This is a genomic window from Flavobacterium tiangeerense, assembly GCF_007830355.1.
Classification (GTDB): domain Bacteria; phylum Bacteroidota; class Bacteroidia; order Flavobacteriales; family Flavobacteriaceae; genus Flavobacterium; species Flavobacterium tiangeerense.
In genome coordinates, this window is sequence record NZ_VLKO01000006.1 from 245,848 (window position 1) to 268,659 (window position 22,812).

A 22,812-nucleotide genomic window follows, 5' to 3' on the forward strand; every position below is an offset into this window, starting at 1 on the left:
AAACAATATTAATAAAACTAAACAGAAAACTTAATCTTTTTTACTGATTTACCATATTGCTAAAAACCTGAATAGATTAATAACCTCATAAGGGTTAATCTACTCAGGCTATAAATTGATTAAAAACAAATTAAATCATGAAGATTATCTTTTTGTTTTTAAGTTCGTTAGTAATTATTTTAGTTCAAATTTACTCGTAAGTCCTTCATTAGAATTCCAGCCAACCATAACATTAAACAAACCCGATTCTGTCAAAAATTTACCAGTATTGTCATAAAATCCAAGTTCCTTATCTGTTAAAGTAAACTGAACGGTTTTCGTCTCTCCTTTTTTCAATGCAATAAGTTCAAAACCTTTTAATTCTTTAACAGGTCTAACTAAACTGGCGGCTACATCATTTATATACAACTGAACTACTTCCTTCCCATCAACATCTCCGGTATTCGTAACATCAACACTTAGTTCAATTTTTTCTCCTTTTTGGAAGGAAGTTTTTGCTAATTTCAGATTTTTATATTCGAAAGAAGTATAGCTTAATCCATAACCAAATGGATATAATGGTGTTTTTTCTACATCAATATAATGAGACCAAAAAACATTTTGATCTTTATTGGTTGGTCGTCCCGTATTGTACAAATTGTAATAAATTGGACATTGCCCAACGTTTCTCGGGAACGACATTGTTAGTTTACCACTTGGGTTGTAATCTCCGTACAAAACCTGAGCAATTGCATTTCCAGCTTGAGTTCCTAAATGCCACGCTTCAACAATAGCAGGAATATTTTCTTGTGCCCAAGGTAACGCCAACGGACGCCCGTTATTTAAAACTAAAATGATATTAGGATTTACTTTATAAACTTCCTCTAATAATTGCTGCTGATTTCCCGGCAGACCTAATTCAGTTCTACTGCGTCCTTCACCGCTTTGAAAACCAATTTCTCCTAAAACCATGACCACAACTTCTGCTTGTTTGGCTGCATTTTTTGCGGCTTCAAATCCAGAAAAATCAGTGGTGTTAATTTGGACTTCATCAACAAATAATTGTTTATTTAAAGCCACATCAGTTCCTTTTTCATAAACTAATGTATTGTTTTTATAGTATTGCATTCCTTCAAGAACGGATACTGCTGTATTATCATCAGCGGCAATTCTCCAACTTCCGAGTGGACTATTCTTGTCATTTGCCAAAGCACCAATTAAAGCGATTTTTACTCCTTCTTTTTTTAATGGCAACAGTTTTTCATTCTTCCCAGACGGACTTGTATTCTTCAATAAAACAATTGATTTTTTAGCCATATCCAAAACAGCATCGTTGTTGGCCTTGTTTCCAATACTTGATTTTTCTCGGGCTTCATCACAATATTTATAAGGATTATCAAACAAACCTAATTCAAATTTTACTCTAAGAATTCTACGAACAGCATCGTCGATCACACTTTCTTTCACCAATCCTTTTTTTACCAACTGAGCTAATTCAGTTACATACACATTAGATTCCATATCCATATCAGAACCGGCAATAGCAGCTTTTTGAGCGGCATCGGCTCCATCGGTTGCATAACCGTGTGTAACCATTTCGGCTATAGAAGCCCAATCAGAAACAACAAAACCATTAAATTTCCAAGCTCCTTTTAAAATGTCTCTTTGCAAAAAACTATTTCCCGTTGCTGGAATTCCGTTTAAGGTGTTGAATGAATTCATGAAAGTACGAATTCCTGCATCGACTGTCGCTTTAAAAGGTGGCAATACACTATTGTACAACTTAGAATTACTCATATCAACACCATTATATTCTCTTCCTGCTTCTACAAAACCATAGCCTGCAAAATGTTTGGCGCAAGCAATAATAGCCGTAGTAGCGCTTAAGCTCTCTCCCTGAAATCCTTTAACTCTGGCGGTCGCAATTTTGCTGCCCAGATAAGGATCTTCTCCTGCACCTTCCATCACTCGTCCCCATCTTGCATCATTGGAAATGTCTACATTAGGTGCAAAAGTCCAGTTTAATCCTGAAGCAGAAGCTTCGACAGCAGCAATATGTGCCGACTTTTTAATGGCTTCTAAATCCCAACTTGCAGCTTCTGCTAATGGAATAGGACTTATCGTTTTATAACCATGTATCACATCAAAACCAAAAAGCAATGGAATCCCAAGACGGGTTTCTTCAACTGCCATTTTTTGCACGGCTCTTACTTCTTTAACGCCTCTAATGCTTAGCATAGAACCTACCAAACCTTTTTTTATATTATTATATTTTTCTTCGTTAGAACCTGATTCCGGTTTTGGACCTGTAACATCCCATGATCCATTGTATTGATTCATTTGACCTATTTTTTCTTCTAACGTCATTTCTTTCATCAAGAGTGAAATCCGATCTTCAATTGGTTTATTGGCATCCAAGTGTTTTTTTGATTGGGCATATCCATTTCCTAAAACGATTAGCATTAGAAATGCATAATTCTTAAATTTTCTTTTCATCATTTTTTTAGTTTTTTGTAGCGTTGTTAAAAACACCTAGTAAAGTGTAGATTGTAATTTTTTACTATTATGTATTTTGAATAAAATAATTTTACAATCTTATTTGTACGAAATCAGTAAATTCTTAGATTGTAAATGTAGATTTCAGGGAATAGATAGCATATAACATTTGAAGCATTCTATACTACAAATGGTGTATTTACATAAATCTAAACATCATAGTGATTCCTTTTACTGGCATCAATGAACACTATTTGAGATTCGCTGTATTTTTTTAGTAGTGCTATAAATGTGAAAAAAAGTTAGTTTTAAAATTTTGAAAAAACTGTAATTGCAAGATCCATAAAGACAAGTATAAAAGAACAATTGGTTATTTAGTTTTAAAAGATACAAGTGTTTTGAATGAAATAATGAGACCTAAAGGCTATGCAAATCCACGTTTATTTAATGTTTTCGGCTGTCAAATCTTCAAAAAACATTAACAATTTAAAGTATTGCATGCGAAATAATTTGTAACAACACTTTATACCATTAACTCTGGCTGCCTATTCCTGCTATACACTACAAGTCCGCGGGAATCGCCCTAAAAACATAAACCCAAAACGAGCTTCCGTTGGTCGCTGTTTTGGGTTTTGTTTTTGTAAGGCTCCTACCCTTGCGGGCTTTTCGTTGCTATCAGGGGCAGAGTGACGAAATAGTGTAGAAAACTATCTGATATTCGTTTCTTATCTCATTTTTAAACTACAAATCAGTGCTGCTTTATTTTCTTAGAATTAAAAATTTATTCTGTTTTCTAAAAATCAAGTATTTATACGCAAGGATAAGCTAGTTAAAAATGCTTTCTTTGGTTTGCAAAAAAACTAATCAAACAATTTATGGCTAAAAAAGCAAACAAACCAGAAAAACCAAGCACTATAAGTACAGCTGAAAATAAATCAGCTTTATTAAAAACAAAACCTACAGCTAATAATGTTGCCTGTTGGGATAGTGATGGCAACCTAAAAATAGTAACGCAACGACTCGAGGAAATGTTTGTCGAACTAGGACAAAAAACCCGTATCGAAAGCGGACAGCAACCAGCTGAACGTCCCGTTTTTCGCAAACAACACGGCATTGGTTACGGAACATTTACAATAAATAAAAATATTGATCCAAAATATAAAATCGGCATTTTTGCAGGTAGCTCTATTATGAATGTGCTGTTCGTTTCTCAAGCGATACCAGCCCTTCTTCACCAGACTTACACTCCACTTTAGGTATTGGCTTAAAGCTATTTGGCGTCGATGGTCCTAAACTTTTGGGAACAGGAACTAACGCTGATTTCATTTTCCAAAACATAGATCGTTTTTTTGCTCGTGATGCACAACAAATGTGCAGTTTTACTACCGCTGGAGTTATCGACAAAGATTACGATTCGTACATCAATAAACATCCTAAACTGGCGTCTATTCTAAACGCCATGAACAAAGAAGAAGCCAGCTGTTTGAGTGCTACATATTGGGCAATTCTTCCTTTTAAGTTAGGAGAACAACAAATTGTAAAATACCGGCTAGTTCCCGAAGATACTTACCAGGGAGCACCTTTTGACGATAATAATTATTTAGCACTCGACTTACAGCAACGCCTCCGAACTAAATCAGCAAAATTTCGTTTTGAAATTCAGTTACGCACAAATGACAAAACAATGCCTCTAGACGATGCGCAAGCCGTTTGGAGCACAGAAGAAAGTCCGTATATAGCTATTGCAGAATTGTATTTCCCTGAACAAGACATTTGTGCTATTGGTCAAGCTGAATTTGGCACAAATCTTTCGTTTAATATTTTCCGCACACTAAAAGAGCACGAACCACTGGGTTCTATTGCAGCGGTTCGAAAAGTAGTTTATGCCGCTAGTTCAGAAGTTCGACATCAAGCAAACGGACAATCGACTCAAGAACCAGAGAAAGTTAACCGCCCTTTCAAAGGCAATGTGGACGAAAATAGTGATTGTATTGTCAAAGCTGGAATTTATCCTCCCATAGGTGTTACGCGTGTAGGAAATAGTGAAAACGAGTACTTTATTGGTCCATTGGTTTCAGAGCCTGTACCAATGTCTAGCGATAATGCGTACCGCGATGCTACTGGCGCCCTAAAACGACAAGCCGCACAATTTAGAATATACGGTTTCAATGCAGCAGGAAAAGCCATCAAAGAGTTAACCGCTGAGAATTCTAAAATTGTTTGGCATTCCCATTTAGCCAATCAAAAGGCCTCTTGGTACCAATTCCAAATTGCGTTGGACATTCCAGATGCTGCTGATGCGCCACCTTCATTACTTCGAAATATTGATGTAAAAGATAGAAACTCACTCATTATTGATGGTGGTTTACAAACAATAAACAAACCAAATGTAACCTCAGGACATCCATTTGTAGGTAAATTTCAAGAAAAACCAGTATATCTAGGCGAAATGCGCACTGATGAAAAAGGACGTTTACTTATGCTAGGTGGCTACGGAGTTTCTGAAAATTTAAAAGGAGATATTGCTATAACTTTTGCCAATAACGAAGGTTGGTATGATGATATTTCAGACGGACCTGTTACTGCCGAAGTAGAATATAATGGTGTGGCACTTAAAGTAGATCCAGCTTGGGTTGTTTGTGCGCCGCCTGATTATGCTCCTATGCAAAAATCAGTAAGAACCATGTGGGATTTAATGCGCGATGTAGCGGTAAGTTCAGGGATGATGCCACGCCCTGTACGACCTTCATTTACTAAGGATATCTTGCCCATTTTTGAACGAATGACCAACTTACAATGGGTCAACGCAGCCTTTGCAGCAGCTTTTGGTTGGGGCGGACAATTTGACTACACCACCTCTAAATGGAAAGTACGATTGAACGATCCTTCTTCTGCCAATATCGAAATGCGACGCACGATTTCAAATAGTTTTAGAAGATACGGCACCTCAGGAGCAGAAGCACCTCAATTATGGCCTTGGCTTTATGGCGATGCTATTAGTATTCCATCAGTAGGTTCTATGAGACAAAACTCTGTTTTATCAGATTTACAATTGTCTTTTATAGACCAATGGGTTAAAGGAGATTTTGATGCTGATTACATAGACATGACGGGTTGCCCGCATGTACCTGAACCTATAACTTTAGATAAATTACCCGTTGCCGAACAGCCAGATATGATGACTAAAGCCGCTATGGAATTTTGTTTGGCAGATGCTTTTCATCCAGGATGCGAAATGACATGGCCTATGCGAACTGCTGGCATGTACTCTGCACCGTTTAGATTACTTCATGCTCCAAAAACACCTCTAGTTGACAGCAGTTATTATGGCCCTATGATGAATAGCGATGTGTTTACTTTAGCCAAAGGACCTTTATTAGGCGGGCAAGTTGCAGGTGGAATTAGTCGCTGGATGGCTATCCCTTGGCAAACAGATACTGCTAGTTGTAGAGATGGATACACCTCATCGTACGACCCTTATGTTCCTACGTTTTGGCCGGCTCGTGTACCCAATAATATTTTAGACGAAGAACGTTACAAGGAAGTTATAAATGACAACAATGCCGAAGAAACACGCAAGCAAGCCTTTGCTTTCCGTAAAATGTGGTTAGACGATTTACCACTTGACGGCCAAGATCCAACCTACACGAATCAAATTAATAGTATGGTAAAATACTTTGACAAACTGGCGGTTGTACAACCTAGAAAAGGAGTCCCAAATAATGAGAATTTCCCTCCTGAAATGCAAGTAGGAATTACACCATCTCCAGCACAAGAAGCCACTTTACTTAAAGAAGCCCTCAAGGATTTAGAAAATATCTTAAAAAGTAGAAAATCACTTAGTAAAGGTGTTCAAGATACACTTAAGGCCGCAGCAACAGAATTATCACATAAAGAATTGTTTACAGAACAAGACGTATTATCTAAGGCAAAAGATCAATTGACTGCTTTAGTTGAAAACGAGTTGTCTGATGATTTTGCCGCTACGCCAAGTGTACAAAAATTGCTAAATTTACTGAATTCAAAAGCTTCTGCATTAACTAAAGCCAAGCATCCTGGCAGCAATAAAATAAGCTTAGCAGGCACAGACAAAGGAAACCGTTTCAGACGTTATTCACCTAAATAATTGTACAAAAGCATTTTACCAATGAATAAGAAATTGGCTACAAAAGTAGATATTGCTATTATAGGCGGTGGCATTGCAGGTTGTACTGCAGCCATCGCTTTATCTAAAAAGTATACAGTTGCTTTAATTGACAAAGCAGCACAACCTGTTGATCGTATTGGCGAATGTTTGCCACCTGCTGCACGACGCATTTTAAAACAGCTAGATCTATTAAAAGGTTTAGAAAACAAAGCTTATCCTGCTAACCAGCAAATACAACAACAAAACACAGGAACACAATCCTACTGGGGTAGTGATACTAGCACTATTGTAGATCATTTGCGCAATCCAGATGGTTTTGGCTGGCAATTGAACCGAAAGGAATTTGAAGTCTATCTACGATCCAATGCTGAACAACGTGGTGTGAAGTGTCTTTTTGGATATAAACTTCAAACTGCTGCTTATGATAATAATCTGTGGACTATTGACATCAAAACCTCCGAAACGACACCAGAACCAATTGAATCATGCATAACTGCAAAATTTGTTATTGATGCTAGTGGTAGACAATCTCATTTTGCTCGAACGTTAGATATCAAACGCGACATCATTGACAAACTTGTAGCTACTTGGGCCACAGTAGATAATCATGAAACGATTTCAATGAGCACTATCTCGTCATGCGAGGAAGGCTGGTGGTACAGTGCACCCTTGCCCAATAATAAAAGGGTTATTGCATTTCAAACTGATGCTGATTTAATAGAACGATCTCAAATAAAAAGCGCCGATTCCTTTTTACAATTAGCAAAAGGCAATAAACAGATGGCGAGTATTCTTTCGAAAAATAAGCAACCCATACAATTTCATGGTACGGTGGCTGCAAATTCTAGTAAGCTTCATGAAGTAGCAGGAAAGCAATGGGCAGCACTTGGCGATGCTGCGGTAAGTTTTGATCCACTTTCTTCCCAAGGCATGTTTAATGCGATGGCGAGTGCACTACAGCTTACAGATCTCCTACAAAAATATCAAATAATAGAACAGACAAACAAGGCGCAAGAGGAAGTATTTCAAGAGATTTATACGCAACAAATGAATCAAATTTGGGATTATTACCTCAAACATAAGTCTTATTTTTATAGCCAAGATCAACGCTGGCCTCAGTCTGAATTCTGGAAGAGAAGACAATTAGCACCATCAAATATTTAAAACCTTTGAATGAAAGTGAATCGTTAAATCTATTCACAAAAAAAATCGGAACTAAAATAGTTCCGATTTTTTTTTTAAAAAGTACATGATTTTTTATTCCAATATAAAATTCACAGAAACATTAGCTGTAATATTTATTTCTCCTACTGCTAGGGTTTCTCTAGGTTCACTAGCATCCATGCGTTCTACGCTTTTCATAGCAGCATACATAGGCTGTGGATAATAAGTTTGAGAATTATCAGAAATTACAAGTGCCTTCCCTACTTTTTGTCCTAAAACCGATACATAATCTTCTGCTTTTAATTTGGCGTCTTTCATAGCAAGCTTTCTTGCTTCTGATTGATATTGCGCTAACTTCGAGGATTGAAATACTACGGTATCTATTCTATTAATTCCTTGTTCTACTAAACCTTCCATCAATTCATCATACTTTGATAAATCTCTTATAACAATTTCAATGGTTTGAACTGCATTGTAGCTGTGTTTCTTTTTTTCATAATCATACTGCGGATTCAAAGCTACGCGTTGCGTTTTAAAATCCCCTGCCGGTATGTTCATTTTTTTTATAAACTTGATTACAGCATCAATTTTTTCATCATTTCCTTTTTTCACGTCCTTAGCTACATTCCCTTTGGTTTCAACCGAAACATTAATAGTAGCTTGGTCTGGGATAACTTTTACTTTTCCTTCTCCATTTACATTTATTTGGGGCGTAGGTTTTACTTCTTGACCATAAGACATAGAGATAAAAAATAGGCTGAATGCTACAATTGCTTTTTTCATTTTTACAAAATTTAAGGTTATCGTATTTTACTTACCAAAAGTTATGCCACTATAACTTACCTAGCTTTACCATTATAAAAAGAATTACAATAGGAATAGCTAAAATAATGACCATCATCGTATTATCTACAAACATAGTAGGTTGTTTTATTAAAGTAATTAGATAACCGCCTACAGCTCCACCAAAATGTGCCGTATGGCCAATGTTGTCATTCTTAGCGCGCATACCATAAATTGAGTACAATAAATACAAGATCCCAAAAATATAGGCAGGCATTGGAATTATAAAAAATATTCCTAACATCATATCGGGTTGCAATAATATAGCTGAATACAATACTCCTGTAACAGCTCCAGAAGCGCCTACAGCTCTATACCCATAATCATTGTTATGAAAAACCATAGTAAGTAAACTGCCAAATATTAAACTGCCGAAATAAATTAATAAAAATGAAAAGTTACCCAGCTGCCCTAATACTACTGGAGCAAACATCCACAGGGTAAACATATTAAAAAATAAATGCATCATATCTGCATGTAAAAAACCAGAGGTAATCATTCGGATTTGTTCTCCAGCTTTAATGCTTCCTACATGAAATTCGTATTTTCTAAAAAAAGACAAGTCGTTAAATCCTTTGTAACTAAACAATACATTAACAATTATTAATGCTAATAAAACAGTATTCATATTCCGTATTTTTTGTTATGTGTAAAGATAGTAATTCCCAAATACTCATTCACGAGCAAGGGAAATTATATCTAGAATCAAAATTAAGTTATATTTGTCAAAAAAAAAATCTGCATGCAGTTACTTGTTTTCATATTAGCCTACCCTTTTCTTTGGTTCATCTCTATTTTACCATTTCCTATGTTGTATGGCATCTCAAATGGAGTTTATTTCTTGATGTATTATGTCATTGGTTATCGTAAAAAAGTGGTTCGTGCTAATATTGCATTGGCTTTGCCGCATCTTAGCCAACAAGAACGTTTGCTTATTGAAAAAAATTCGTACCATCATTTATGTGATATGTTTCTTGAAATGACCAAAACACTTACAATTTCTTCTGAAGAAATGAACAGAAGATTTGTAATTACAAACGTAGAGCTCATTCAAGAATATGAAAAAAAAGGCAAAAGTATTATGCTTATAGCCTCTCATTATGCAAGTTGGGAATGGTTAATCACGCTTAATCAAAAAATAAGTATTCAAGGAGTTGGTGTATATAAAAAACTAGGAAATATTTATTTTGACAAATTGGTTCGAGATATTCGATCTAAGTACAATACACAATTAGTACAAACAAATAAAACCATCCCAATGATTGCTGAAAATTATAAAAACAACATTCAGTGTGTCTATGGATTAGCCAGCGATCAATCTCCTAAAATGGATAGAATATTTCATTGGGAATCCTTTATGGGGATTGAAGTTCCAGTACATACAGGACCCGAAATGCTTTCTAAAAAGTACGACATGACAGTCGTATTTGCAAAAGTGAAAAAAGTAAAACGTGGTTTTTATGAAGCTACAATAATACCAATTGCAGAGGATGCAAAATCGCTACCTGATTTTGAAATCACACACCGTTACATCAAAGAAGTTGAAAAACAAATAATTGAAGCACCTGAATATTATTTCTGGACTCATAAACGATGGAAACATAGAAGATAAGTCTAACGGTCTCCGTTTTCAGTCTTCAGTATTGAGTCTTATTTTTGTTTTAACCTTTTTTTTACAAATAGCAATTTTGTAATTTATTAAGAGAACCAACTTGTCACAAGATTATCCTCTAGTGGCTGAGCTTCTTTATGAACAAACTCATTGCTAATTGGGTTGTAATCATAATCTAATGCCCATATTTTATGATTTTCGGCTAACGCTTTGATTCCGTTACACACATATTCAATTTCAGCTGTTGTGGTAGTGGGATGAATTGACATTCTAATCCAACCTGGCTTTCGAATTAAATCACCAAGAGAAATTTCATTGACTAATTTATTAGAGGTTTCTTGGTCAACATGCAGTAAAAAATGCCCGTATGTGCCCGCACAACTGCACCCTCCACGCGTTTGTATCCCAAATTTATCGTTCAATAATTTTACACCCAAATTAAAATGCAGCTCTTCTATAAAAAAAGAAATAACACCCAGTCTATCTTGATGTTGTGGGGCTAAAATTTTAATATTGGAAATCAATCCTAATGAAGAAAAAATATAATCTACAATTTCGTGCTCCCTTTTCAAAATTTGATCTACGCCCATTTTTTCTTTGAGTTGAATGGCCAGTGCACTTTTTATAACCTGAAGAAAACCGGGAGTTCCACCATCTTCTCTATCCTCAATATTATCTATGTATTTGTGTTCCCCCCAAGGATTTGTCCAACTTACGGTTCCACCTCCTGGATTATCTGGCACTACATTTTGATATAATTTTTTATTAAAAACAAGGATACCACAAGTTCCTGGACCTCCTAAAAACTTATGTGGAGAAAAGAAAATAGCATCTAAATAAGACTCTCGATCTTCGGGATGCATGTCTATTTTTACGTATGGGCCTGAACAAGCAAAATCAACAAAACATAATCCGTTGTTTTGATGCATCATTTTGGCTACCGCATGATAAGGCGTTTTGATACCCGTAACATTAGAGCATGATGTTATGGATGCAATTTTAAAAGGTCTTTCTTTATATTTATCTAATAATTTTTCTAGATTTTCTAAACTAAAAAGTCCATCCTCAGTAGCTGGAATTACCTCAACATCAGCAATTGTTTCTAGCCAAGACGTTTGGTTTGAATGATGTTCCATGTGCGAAATAAAAACAATCGGCTTTTTTTCGGCAGGAATCGTGATAAAACTCTTTAGATTTTCAGGAACTTTTAAGCCCAATATTCTTTGAAACTTGTTTACCACACCTGTCATTCCGGTTCCATCTGTTATGAGAATATCATCAGCACTAGCATTCACATGATGTTTGATGATGTGACGTGCTTTGTGATAAGCCTTTGTCATGGCAGTCCCAGAAATGGTGGTCTCAGTATGTGTATTGGCTACAAAAGGGCCAAATTCATTCATTAATTTTTCTTCAATTGGTCGGTATAACCTTCCGCTTGCGGTCCAATCAGTGTAGACAATTTTTTGTTTCCCGTAAGGTGATTCAAATTCTTGGTTTAAACCAATAATATGATTTCTAAATTGATCAAAATAAAGTTCTAACTCCGTTTTAGTTGCTACTACATTCATGGCACTCTTAATTTACATCAAAGATAAAGGTTTTATTGTAATTTCTCCAAATTGAAATCCCTAACAGCTTTGATTTATTTAAATTGAGTCATTTTCACTTCATATTAATTCAATTGAAAGTAACATTTTAATGATTTTAATGTTGCCAACAAAAATCCAGAAAAAGTGTACTTATGAATCATAATTATTTTTCGAATTCCTGAAAATTTAAGAAAATAAATTATTTGCCTACTATCTTCCTCCATTGGCACGAAGGTCCGCAATACATTGGGAGTCAAGTTGCGGTATAGTACTTGAAGAACCCATACTGCCTATACCTGCACTCAATTCAAATGACCAATACATCAGACATGATTTATTGTTACAATGTTTTGGATGTTCTGCATCTTCATGATTGCTTTGCATTGCAGTTCCAAAATTTGTCAAACTTAAAATATGTCCAAACTCATGAGTGATTACTGTGGATTCCAGCGCGCTTCTGTTGGGTTCAAAAGCACTGTCACTCAATCCATGAACAGTTTGTTCATAAATCACTACAGAAGTATTGCGATAAGCAGTTCCTAAAACAAATGAATTTCCAACATCCTTATCTGATTTTCCATCAGCAAAAAAAGCCCACACCGCAATTTGGTCAGCTGAATTGTATTTAGTTCTATTAGCATCCTCAATACTAACTATTTCTTCGTTTGAATATGGTGCCGTTCCTGGTGAAGGAATTCCACGTTTTACAACAGTAATACCAGCAGGCTTAAACGTTCTTGCGCTTAAAAAATTGACAAAATTAGTAATAGCAGCGGCACTAGGCTCAAAACCATTTACATAAACCACTTCAATTACCAAACTTTTAAATTTCCTATCAGATAATAAATCATTTGCAGAGCTACCGGTTTGCTGTTTGTTCAAATTTTTATCAACTGTAATTGGATCTGGATCTAAACTATTCTCATCTTTTGAACAAGAAGCAACAAATAGAACTAGGCAAAATGCAAAAAGTGCAGAAATTTTTTTCATAAATATAAATTTTAAATCTTTTTTTATTTCGTTTTACAATTCGTCTTTATTATACAACAGAAAAATCGAAAACCCTTTTCAAACTAAGTATCATCTACGAAAAAAACACATCTTTAGACTTACAATTGTATTATTTTTAAAAAAACCTTTTGAAAAATACAAAAGGGTTTAAAAATTCTATTCATTAAATACCAGCAACTGCTTTAATTTCATCAATAATTCTAAGTGCTAATTGATCTGCTAGCTCTTGAGAGGCTGCTTCGGTATAAATACGAATAATAGGCTCTGTATTTGATTTTCTTAGGTGAACCCAATTTTCGGCAAAATCAATTTTTACACCGTCAATAGTAGTGATATCTTCGTTCTTGTACTTTTCGGTCATGGCAACAAGGATAGCATCTACATCAATTTGAGGTGTCAATTCAATTTTATTTTTACTCATGTAATATTCCGGATACGAAGCACGCAATGCCGAAACCGTCATTTTTTTGTTTGCCAAATGCGTCAAAAACAAAGCTACTCCTACCAAACTATCACGTCCGTAATGAAGCTCTGGGTAGATAATTCCACCGTTTCCTTCACCACCAATAACTGCATTATTTTTTTTCATCAATTCAACCACATTCACCTCACCTACGGCACTGGCTTCGTAGTTTCCGTTATGTGCGTTTGTAACATCGCGTAAAGCACGAGAAGATGACATATTAGAAACCGTATTTCCTGGAGTTTTACTCAAAACATAATCGGCACAAGCCACTAAAGTGTATTCTTCGCCAAACATTTCGCCATCTTCACAAATGAATGCCAAACGATCCACATCTGGATCCACAACGATTCCTAAATGTGCTTTTTCTTTGACCACTAATTCCGAAATATCGGTTAAATGTTCTTTCAAAGGCTCTGGATTATGAGGAAAATGACCGTTTGGTTCGCAGTAAAGTTCTACCACTTCAACGCCCATTAATTCTAATAATCTAGGAATAATAATTCCACCTGATGAGTTTACTCCATCAACAACAACCTTAAACTTTGCTGCTTTTACAGCTTCAATATCTACTAATGGTAAGTTTAAAACCTCGTCAATGTGAATATCCATGTAGGCATCATTAATTGTGATAGTTCCTAAATCATCCACATCCGAAAAATTAAAACCTTCGCTTTCCGCAATTTCAAGAATTTTAAGTCCCTCTTCACCATTTAAAAACTCCCCTTTTTCGTTCAATAATTTCAAAGCATTCCACTGTTTTGGATTATGCGATGCCGTTAATATTATTCCGCCCTCAGCTTTTTCAAGTGGTACAGCAACTTCAACTGTTGGAGTAGTTGAAAGTCCTAAATCAATCACATCAATACCCAAACCAATCAAGGTGTTTACTACCAAATTATGAATCATTGGTCCAGATATACGAGCATCACGTCCTACAACTACCGTGATTTTATCTTTCTTACTGTAGCTTTTTAACCAAGTTCCATAAGCCGATGCAAATTTCACAGCATCAACAGGAGTAAGGTTATCCCCTACGTTTCCGCCTATTGTACCTCGAATTCCTGATATTGATTTTATTAAAGTCATTGATATATATTTTATAAATTGAATTTTAAATTTTAAATTGCTGACAAATATAAGAATTGAAGCCTACAAAATAGAAATGAACGTAAAATTTCATGCTATAAATCTTTAAAGCAATCTCATGAATTTCCTAGCACACATTTACCTTTCTGGCGAAAATGATCTACTAAAAATTGGTAATTTCATGGCTGATGGAATTAGGGGTAGTCAATATGAAAGCTACCCGTTAGAAATTCAAAAAGGTATTGTTTTACATCGAGCCATTGATACTTTTACTGATGCGCATCCTATCTTTAGACAAAGTACAAAAAAACTTCATGAAAAATACCATCATTACGCTGGAGTGATTGTGGATGTTTTTTACGATCACTTTTTAGCCAAAAACTGGACGCATTATTCTACTGAAAAGCTAGAAGACTTTGTTGCCCGTTTTTATGATTCTTTACAAAACAATTACAGCGTACTCTCAGAGAAAACAAAAGGTATGTTGCCTTACATGATAGATCAAAATTGGCTTGTAAGTTACCAAACAGTTGAAGGCATACATGGAATTTTAACCCAAATGGACAAACGCACTAAAAACCAATCCCAAATGAGGTTTGCAAGCAATGAATTAAACGAATTCTACAGTGAATTTGAGAATGACTTTACTCTTTTTTTTGCTGAATTAATCTCATTTGTAAACCACAAAAAATCAACATTATGAAAAAATTATTACCGTTACTTTTCTTAATTGCTATTGGATGTAAATCCCAAGAAAAAGCAGTAAATCCCACCGGACTTGTGACTTCCAAAGCAATGGTAGTTTCTGCGCGTGAAGAAGCATCTCAAATAGGAGTCGACATAATGAAAAAAGGAGGTAACGCATTTGACGCTATGGTAGCTACCGAATTAGCATTGGCTGTAGCCCATCCGCAAGCGGGAAATATAGGCGGCGGAGGTTTTATGGTTTACAGGAAAGCTAACGGAGAAACTGGCTCTATTGATTATAGAGAAAAAGCACCTTTGTCAGCCAAAAACGATATGTTCTTAGACCAAAATGGAAATGTTATAAAAGGTAAAAGTACTGCAACAGCACATGCATCAGGTGTACCTGGAACCATTGCAGGTGTTTTTGAAGTACACAAAAAATACGGTTCACTTCCCATTAGTGAAATATTAAAACCTGTAATTGCTCTCGCAGAAAGAGGCGTAGTTGTAACACCCAATCAAGCCAAAAGTCTAGCAGCTTTTAGAGCGGTTTTTATTAAAGAAAACGGACCAAACAGCTTATTCTCTCAAGTTTATAAAGCAAACGATACCATCAAATACAAAGCGTTAGCAAATACGCTTAAAAGAATTTCACAATATGGAAAAGAGGAATTTTACACTGGAGAAACCGCAGAGAAACTGATTGCTTTTCTCACTCAAAAGAACGGTGCTATAACTCTTGAAGATTTAAAGAAGTACGAAGCAAAATGGAGAAAACCAATTACATTTGATTATAAAGATTTAAAAATAACTTCTATGGCACCACCCAGTAGTGGTGGAATCTGTTTGAACCAAATCATGACTATGATTGAGCCTTATCCGCTTGCGCAAATGGGACACAACAGTCAAAAAGCCATTCAATTGATTACCGAAGCCGAACGAAGAGCGTATGCTGATCGTAACTTTTTTCTTGGAGATCCTGATTTTGTAAAAATTCCAACTTCTCAATTACTTGATGCTACGTACTTAAAAAACAGAATGAATACTTTCAGCTTTGACAAAGCCACCAAATCTACAGATGTTGCACACGGTGAAATAACAGGATATGAAAGTGATCAAACCACACACTACTCTATTGTAGATCCTTTTGGGAATGCGATAGCCGCAACAACAACCTTAAATGATAATTATGGTTCCAAAATATACTGTGATGAACTGGGTTTTTTCTTGAACAATCAAATGGATGATTTTAGCGCAAAACCAGGTGTCCCAAATCTCTACGGTCTTACCGGAAGTAAAGCCAACAGTATTGCCCCTGAAAAAAGAATGCTAAGTTCTATGACTCCCACCATCATCGAAAAAGATAAAAAACTTTACATGGTAGTAGGAACTCCCGGAGGATCAACTATTATCACATCGGTTTTACAAACTATTTTAAACGTATATGAATTTAATTTAAGTATGCAAGAGGCAGTAGATACACCTCGATTTCACCACCAATGGTTGCCTGATGAAATTATTTTCGAACCTAATTCTTTCAACAAAGATTTGCTATTGCAACTCAAACAAAAAGGCTACACTATCAATGAAAGAGACAAAGAAATTATAGGTGCTGTAGATGCCATTTTAGTTTTACCCAATGGCAAACTTGAAGGCGGAGCTGATAAAAGAGGCGATAACAAAGCAGTTGGGTTTTAAGTTGTAACTAAAAAACCGAAACAATTTTTTTAAATTCTGTCTCCATGAACTTTATTCCAGCACTCGAAAAGGCGTTTGAACAAAATAGAAATACAGAAAAAGCGTTTGCAATGTCGCAATACATGCGCAATAAGTTTTCCTTTTTTGGTATTCGCACCACCGAAAGAAGAAAACTATTTAAAGAAATTTGGAAACAAAATCAACAAGAAGTACACCATCATTCTATACAAATTGCTCAAACTCTTTTTGACAAACCAGAACGTGAATTCCATTATTGCGCCATTGAAATTCTAATAAAAGAAAAGAAAAAGACCTACAGTATTACGGATATAGATTGGATTGAAAAACTAATATTGCAGCAATCTTGGTGGGATAGCGTTGATACCATCACTAAATATATTTTGGGAGCTTATTTACTGCAATTCCCCACAGAAAACGAGAACGTTATCACAAGATTTTCAAGTCAAGAGAGTATATGGTTGCATCGTAGTTTGATCCTTTTTCAATTGGGATATAAACAAGAAACGAATGCAGATGTCCTTTTTAGGCTCTGTTTAAAATACGCATATTCTTCTGAATTTTTCATTCAAAAAGCCATCGGTTGGGCGCTTCGTGAATATGCTAAAACAAATCCTGAAGCAGTCCTTATCTTTGTAAATTCGAATAAATTAAAACCTTTAAGCACAAAAGAAGCCCTTAAAAATAGTGGTTCGCTTAAAATAATGTAGCTTTGTGAATCATTTAAAAAATCATGTTCAAAAAATATATTTCAAGGTTAGAAACCGTTATTTCAGTAGCGCAATCTATATTGACTCCCAAACAATTTATCTTTTTATCAGCAGTATTAGTGGGTATTTCAGCCGCTTTTGCAGTAATTGTATTGAAAACTTTTGCACACTGGGTGTTTATTTTTGCAACGTACGTAAGTGGCATTTTAAAACTTGGTTTTCTGACTAGTATATTACCCATCATTGGAATTTTACTTACTATTCTGGTGGTTAAAAAAGTATTGGGCGGAAGCATTCAAAAAGGGACTTCTCAAATACTATATGCTGTTGCAAAAAAAGCAAGTATAATTCCTAGAAAACAAATGTATGCCCAAATTGTAACGAGCTCACTCACTGTTGGACTAGGCGGATCAGCAGGTTTAGAGAGTCCTATTGTAATTACCGGTGCTGCTTTTGGATCAAATTATGCTCAAAACTATAAATTAAGCTATAAAGACAGAACTCTTTTGATAGGCTGTGGTGTAGCTGCAGGAATTGCAGCGGCGTTCAACGCACCCATTGCTGGAGTTCTATTTGCCATTGAAGTTTTATTAGTTGATGTTAGTATAGCTGCCTTTACCCCCATAATGATTGCCGCTGCAACGGGAGCATTAGTTTCTGTAATTGTACTAGACGAAGAAATTCTTTTGTCGTTCAAACAACAACAAAGTTTTGATTACCACAACATTTTATACTATGTACTTCTTGGTATTTTCACTGGATTAATAGCCGTGTACTACTCTAGAAATTTTCAAAGAGTAGAACATTTTTTTGGACGCTTAAAATTTTCTCCCTTCAAGAAAGGGCTCTTTGGCGCAAGTATTTTAGCATTATTAATTGTTGTTTTCCCAACACTTTTTGGTGAAGGATATGAAAGCATCAAAACCCTTTCAGAGAGTGATCCTGGTAAATTACTAGAACACACACTTTTTAGTGGCTTTAGAAACAATAGCTGGGTGCTTTTACTCTTTGTGGGTGCCACTATGATGCTCAAAGTTTTTGCAACCAGCATTACAATTAATAGTGGTGGTAACGGAGGTAATTTTGCTCCTTCTTTATTTTTAGGTTCTTATGTAGGATTCTTTTTTTCTAAATTTCTAAACCTCACAGGACTTACAAAATTACCCGTTAGCAATTTCACACTAGTAGGAATGGCAGGAATATTAAGCGGATTATTTCATGCGCCACTAACCGCTATATTCTTGATTGCCGAAATAACCGGAGGTTACAATTTAATGATTCCGCTTATGATTGTGGCTTCTATCAGTTTTGCCATTTCTAAACGTTTTGAAAAACACTCCATGGATGTCAAAAACTTGGTCGAAAAAGGACATGCCTTTACCAGTAATAAAGACACTAATATCCTTTCAACACTTGAGACTAACACTATTATTCAAACTGATTTTTTAACGGTAACTCCTGATGAAAACTTAGAACTCTTAGTAGATCTTATTTCTCATTCGAATCAAGTTATTTTTGGTGTCATTGATGCCCAACAAAACTTAATTGGAATTGTCCATTTTAATGATATTCGCGAAATCATTTTTAACACTTATCGTGTCAAATATACTTTGGTGAAAGAAATCATGATGGCACCTGTAGAAACTATTGCACCCTTTGACAGTATGGAACAAGTCATGAATAAATTCGAAAAGTCGAAAAAAGCATTCTTACCTGTACTTAAAGAGGGTAAATATCATGGTTTTATATCAAAGTCGGTGGCTCTTGAAGCCTATAGAACAAAACTAAAATCCATGACAATAGAGTAACAATTTAGAAGAAAAAAAGCAGACCTATAAGCCGGATTCTGTATTTCGATTACTCAAAACCCTTATCATTTATCTAGATCCAAAATTACTCTTGGACTCAAGCTATCTACCCTTCAGCAACGGACGAGAAACCCTTAAATGCTGATATACTTGATATTTCACCGCATAGAGTTTACCTGGTTTCACTACAGCATTACCTGTACATACTTTCTGTTGCACTTGTCCTAATCTCGTCCGTGAAGACGAGACCGACGGGTGTTACCCGCTATGCTTCTCTGTGGTGTCCGGACTTTCCTCCCTCTCGCCCATAAAGACAAGACGACGATAAGGCGGTCTGCGGCGGCAAATTTAGCATTATTAAATCTTTTTATCTCATTTTCTACCACATACTTTAACAAGACCTTCACAACCAATTCATAATAAAACAGTTACCTTACCATTTTATCCATAAAAACAATACTATGTCAAAAATGTATCATTACGCCAGCGTTTCAAAAGCCTTAGACGAATTAAAAGAAAAAGGATTTACTGTTGATTTTAACATTAACGACCAAGACATTATACAAAACCCAAGTCATTACGAAATCCAACATATTTATAGATATGAAGGGGAATCAAATCCAGATGACGAAGCCACAGTTTACGGTATACTATCAACTACTGGACAAAAAGGGGTTTTTGTAGCAGGTTATGCAGCAAATTCAGATAATGATGCTGCCAAAGTTTTACTAGATCTCACCATTAAAGATAGAAATTCTTAGTTTTTTTTTATCTGTTTAAAAATTTGAAAATCAAATCCTAAACATCGTTTTTTATCAGGAGCTTTATCCAGCTATTCGTTACAATCTTATCCGCCATCCCGAGGTTTCGGGACTGGCGCATAAGGATTTTCACTGCTATCTGGGCTAGGAAATCTCGTCAAAAAGAAGTATTATTTAAAATATAAAATCTTATATAAATTTTGAAAAATAATAAGCTTTAAAAAATTGGTTAAAAAACTATATTTTTGTAAAAAAAAAGCATGTAATCACACTTTAATTGTTTGTAAATGAAACTGCGTAATCTATTCCTGATCATTATCTTCTTATTCAATATTAACAATTCATTTGCCTGTAAATGTATTGAAGTTGGTAAAGAAAATATAGTTGAATATGGGTTGAATACATATGATATTGTATTTTATGGTGAACTAATAAAACGGGATACTATTAATCAAACTTATAGTTTTAAAATCATAGAACTTTTCAAAGGAATTTATATATCAAAGACTATTGATGGTGTTTCTGAAGGAAGTGATTGTGGATTATTCCCAGATAAAAATGGATTATGGATCATCTACGGCAACTTCAATAAAGATTATAAATTATCTTTAAGTATGTGCTCACCCTCACAATCACAAGATTTTGGTCCAGGTTGGCCTCCACCTCCAGAATTTAAGCGTGATAAATTTGGTAAAATCATCGAGCCTACTGAAACTGATTATAAGATCAACTACTTGGAATTCAAAATAGAATCATTAAGAAGTTTTATTTATCAGTTAGAAGAATTAAGAGCCTATAAATTATCCCAAAATAAAATTTCTGAAAATGAAAAAAATACAATGTACAACAAAGGAATAATCATTTCTTTGATTATCAATATGCTATTATTTTCAATTCTAATTTACATTTTTGCAAGGAAAAGATTTTCTTCAAATAAACAAATTAGTAAATAAACAAATCAACAAAAAACCTATATTTGCTATCCAATAAAAATGCTATGGAACAATTTGTTGTATCGGCCCGTAAATACCGTCCACAAACTTTTAAAGATGTTGTAGGACAAAAAGCCATTACCAGCACTTTGCTCAATGCTATAGAAAGCAACCATTTAGCATCGGCTTTGTTGTTTACAGGACCTCGTGGTGTGGGTAAAACCACCTGCGCTCGTATTCTAGCTCGCAAAATCAATCAGCCTGGATATGATGATCCTACTGAAGATTTTGCTTTCAATGTATTTGAACTAGATGCAGCTTCAAACAACTCTGTAGATGATATCCGAAATTTAATTGACCAAGTTAGAATCCCACCCCAAACTGGGCAATATAAAGTATACATTATTGATGAGGTGCACATGTTGTCCTCGGCTGCTTTTAACGCCTTCTTAAAAACTTTAGAAGAACCACCTAAGCACGCCATTTTTATTTTGGCTACAACCGAAAAACATAAAATCATCCCTACAATACTTTCTCGTTGTCAGATATTTGATTTCAAAAGAATAACCGTAAAAGATGCCAAAGAACATCTTGCCGAAGTGGCTACCAGTCAAGGCGTAGTTTTTGAAGACGATGCTTTACACATCATAGCTCAAAAAGCGGATGGTGCCATGCGTGATGCCCTTTCTATTTTTGATAGAGTCGTTTCTTTTTGCGGGAAAAACTTAACCCGTCAAGCCGTTACGGAGAACTTGAATGTGCTTGATTACGAAACGTACATCAACATGACCAACTTAATTTTGGAAAACAAAATTCCAGAATTATTAATGGCTTTTAACGAAATCCTTGCCAAGGGTTTTGACGCACATCATTTTGTATCAGGACTAGCATCTCATTTTAGAGATTTGCTAGTATCTAAAACTCCAGCTACTTTAACTTTGTTAGAAGTAGGAGAACAAGCCCAGCAAATGTATGGTGCACAGGCTCAAAAATGCAGTCAAGATTTTTTATTAAAAGGAATTGACATTGCAAACGATTGTGATTTAAAATACAAATTGAGTCAAAACCAGCGACTGCTTGTAGAACTTTGTTTGATGCAACTTGCCTCTATCACTATTGATGGAGAAAAAAAAAAGTTGAGCAATATATAATTCCACCCACGTATTTTAGAAAAAACGACTACTCCATTAGTGTCGCAAAAAAAATAGAAACGGCGGTAACCTCTACATCTGCTCCTGAAAGTAAACCAGAAATTCCAGCTGAGGTATTAGTACAAAAACCTGCCACAACAATTCCTGCTCCTATTGCGGCTACTCCCGTTTCAACCACCGGAGAACCAAAAGTCTCAGCGTTTTCACTCGCTAGTATCCGAGCCAAAAAAGCATTAGAGGAGAGCAGTAAAGGAATCGTAAAAGAAACTGTTCACTTGCCAACCGAATCTTTTACAGAGACTGAAATGTTAGTGTATTGGAACAAATATGCACAACGGTTAGGTGACAAGGGATTTAAAATAATGGAATCCTTACTTCTCATAAACGATCCAAAACTCGACGGAACAACCATAACAATTGAGTTGCCAAACGAAGGATCTAAGCTAGATTTTGAAAAAGAATTACACGGATTGTTAGGCTATTTAAAAGGCCATTTACACAATCATGACATTACTATCAATGTAGTTGTCAACGAAACTATAGAAACAAAAAGAAGTTTTAACGACCAAGACCGCTACAACAGGTTGCTACAAATAAATCCAAATATAGAGCTTTTACGCACCACATTTGGATTGGATTTAGACGCTTAAT

General features: G+C 35.4%; 19 protein-coding genes and 1 other RNA gene. 12 read left to right on the forward strand and 8 right to left on the reverse strand.

The window, feature by feature from the left end; all coding sequences use genetic code 11:
• Positions 1 to 174: 174 nt before the first annotated feature.
• Entirely contained in the window at positions 175 to 2,475 is a 2,301-nt protein-coding gene (bglX, locus tag IQ05_RS08745) for a beta-glucosidase BglX (RefSeq protein WP_144892119.1), read from the reverse strand.
• Positions 2,476 to 3,350: 875 nt separating this feature from the next.
• On the opposite strand from bglX, the gene IQ05_RS15450 reads away from it, so the two are divergent.
• Genes IQ05_RS15450 through IQ05_RS08755 form a run of 3 tightly spaced genes read left to right on the forward strand, consistent with a single transcriptional unit; the run spans position 3,351 to position 7,786 of the window.
• Entirely contained in the window at positions 3,351 to 3,731 is a 381-nt protein-coding gene (locus IQ05_RS15450) for a hypothetical protein (RefSeq protein WP_208653357.1), read from the forward strand.
• A gap of 41 nt (positions 3,732 to 3,772) precedes the next feature.
• Positions 3,773 to 6,601 carry a LodA/GoxA family CTQ-dependent oxidase gene (locus tag IQ05_RS08750; RefSeq protein ID WP_208653358.1) on the forward strand — a complete coding sequence of 943 codons (2,829 nt, stop codon included), beginning with the start codon at positions 3,773 to 3,775 and terminating at the stop codon, positions 6,599 to 6,601.
• A 21-nt stretch (positions 6,602 to 6,622) separates the two neighbouring features.
• On the forward strand, positions 6,623 to 7,786 hold the full coding sequence (locus tag IQ05_RS08755; protein ID WP_144892073.1) for an FAD-dependent oxidoreductase: 1,164 nt from the start codon (positions 6,623 to 6,625) through the stop codon (positions 7,784 to 7,786).
• Positions 7,787 to 7,879: 93 nt separating this feature from the next.
• Here the strand turns inward: IQ05_RS08755 and IQ05_RS08760 are convergent, their stop codons facing one another.
• Together IQ05_RS08760 and IQ05_RS08765 are read right to left on the reverse strand one after the other, a co-directional pair.
• A complete protein-coding gene (locus IQ05_RS08760) occupies positions 7,880 to 8,569 on the reverse strand; it encodes an SIMPL domain-containing protein (protein ID WP_144892075.1) in 690 nt (229 codons plus the stop codon).
• A 49-nt stretch (positions 8,570 to 8,618) separates the two neighbouring features.
• On the reverse strand, positions 8,619 to 9,257 hold the full coding sequence (locus IQ05_RS08765; protein ID WP_144892077.1) for a rhomboid family intramembrane serine protease: 639 nt from the start codon (positions 9,255 to 9,257) through the stop codon (positions 8,619 to 8,621).
• Positions 9,258 to 9,371: 114 nt separating this feature from the next.
• Between IQ05_RS08765 and IQ05_RS08770 the strand changes: the two genes are divergently transcribed.
• Positions 9,372 to 10,241, forward strand: coding sequence for a lysophospholipid acyltransferase family protein (locus IQ05_RS08770; protein ID WP_144892079.1), 870 nt, complete (start codon positions 9,372 to 9,374; stop codon positions 10,239 to 10,241).
• 86 nt (positions 10,242 to 10,327) lie between these two features.
• Here IQ05_RS08770 and IQ05_RS08775 read toward each other — a convergent pair whose 3' ends face one another.
• From IQ05_RS08775 to glmM, 3 genes are all read right to left on the reverse strand, one after another.
• Positions 10,328 to 11,812: an aminotransferase class V-fold PLP-dependent enzyme gene (locus IQ05_RS08775; protein ID WP_144892081.1), complete on the reverse strand. Its 1,485-nt coding sequence runs from the start codon at positions 11,810 to 11,812 to the stop codon at positions 10,328 to 10,330.
• Positions 11,813 to 12,043: 231 nt separating this feature from the next.
• Positions 12,044 to 12,823, reverse strand: coding sequence for a zinc metalloprotease (locus IQ05_RS08780; protein ID WP_144892083.1), 780 nt, complete (start codon positions 12,821 to 12,823; stop codon positions 12,044 to 12,046).
• A gap of 184 nt (positions 12,824 to 13,007) precedes the next feature.
• Positions 13,008 to 14,396 carry a phosphoglucosamine mutase gene (glmM, locus tag IQ05_RS08785; RefSeq protein ID WP_144892085.1) on the reverse strand — a complete coding sequence of 463 codons (1,389 nt, stop codon included), beginning with the start codon at positions 14,394 to 14,396 and terminating at the stop codon, positions 13,008 to 13,010.
• 118 nt (positions 14,397 to 14,514) lie between these two features.
• Here glmM and IQ05_RS08790 point away from each other — a divergent pair, with 118 nt between their 5' ends.
• The 4 genes from IQ05_RS08790 to IQ05_RS08805 are packed head-to-tail and all read left to right on the forward strand — an operon-like array spanning position 14,515 to position 19,317.
• Positions 14,515 to 15,099, forward strand: a complete 585-nt coding sequence (locus IQ05_RS08790; RefSeq protein ID WP_144892087.1) for an acyl carrier protein phosphodiesterase — start codon at positions 14,515 to 14,517, stop codon at positions 15,097 to 15,099.
• On the forward strand, positions 15,096 to 16,781 hold the full coding sequence (ggt, locus tag IQ05_RS08795) for a gamma-glutamyltransferase (RefSeq protein ID WP_144892089.1): 1,686 nt from the start codon (positions 15,096 to 15,098) through the stop codon (positions 16,779 to 16,781). Before IQ05_RS08790 ends, ggt begins: the two co-directional genes overlap by 4 nt.
• Positions 16,782 to 16,825: 44 nt before the next feature.
• The gene (locus tag IQ05_RS08800) at positions 16,826 to 17,509 is read left to right on the forward strand and encodes a DNA alkylation repair protein (protein ID WP_144892091.1); all 684 of its coding nucleotides are present in this window, start codon (positions 16,826 to 16,828) and stop codon (positions 17,507 to 17,509) included.
• 23 nt (positions 17,510 to 17,532) lie between these two features.
• Positions 17,533 to 19,317, forward strand: coding sequence for a chloride channel protein (locus IQ05_RS08805; protein ID WP_144892093.1), 1,785 nt, complete (start codon positions 17,533 to 17,535; stop codon positions 19,315 to 19,317).
• 11 nt (positions 19,318 to 19,328) lie between these two features.
• Here IQ05_RS08805 and rnpB read toward each other — a convergent pair.
• Positions 19,329 to 19,658, reverse strand: an RNA gene (rnpB, locus tag IQ05_RS08810) — RNase P RNA component class A.
• Between the two features lie 120 nt (positions 19,659 to 19,778).
• Here rnpB and IQ05_RS08815 point away from each other — a divergent pair.
• From IQ05_RS08815 to dnaX, 3 genes are all read left to right on the forward strand, one after another.
• Complete coding sequence (locus IQ05_RS08815) at positions 19,779 to 20,078, forward strand: hypothetical protein (protein ID WP_144892095.1); 300 nt, start codon at positions 19,779 to 19,781, stop codon at positions 20,076 to 20,078.
• Between the two features lie 287 nt (positions 20,079 to 20,365).
• A complete protein-coding gene (locus IQ05_RS08820) occupies positions 20,366 to 21,031 on the forward strand; it encodes a hypothetical protein (RefSeq protein ID WP_144892097.1) in 666 nt (221 codons plus the stop codon).
• Between the two features lie 44 nt (positions 21,032 to 21,075).
• Positions 21,076 to 22,161, forward strand: coding sequence for a DNA polymerase III subunit gamma/tau (gene dnaX, locus IQ05_RS08825; RefSeq protein ID WP_086454191.1), 1,086 nt, complete (start codon positions 21,076 to 21,078; stop codon positions 22,159 to 22,161).
• Between the two features lie 28 nt (positions 22,162 to 22,189).
• Here dnaX and IQ05_RS08830 read toward each other — a convergent pair whose 3' ends face one another.
• Positions 22,190 to 22,387, reverse strand: coding sequence for a hypothetical protein (locus IQ05_RS08830; RefSeq protein ID WP_144892099.1), 198 nt, complete (start codon positions 22,385 to 22,387; stop codon positions 22,190 to 22,192).
• A gap of 49 nt (positions 22,388 to 22,436) precedes the next feature.
• On the opposite strand from IQ05_RS08830, the gene IQ05_RS08835 reads away from it, so the two are divergent.
• Positions 22,437 to 22,811, forward strand: a complete 375-nt coding sequence (locus tag IQ05_RS08835; RefSeq protein ID WP_244289553.1) for a DNA polymerase III — start codon at positions 22,437 to 22,439, stop codon at positions 22,809 to 22,811.
• The last annotated feature ends 1 nt before the right edge of the window (position 22,812 follow it).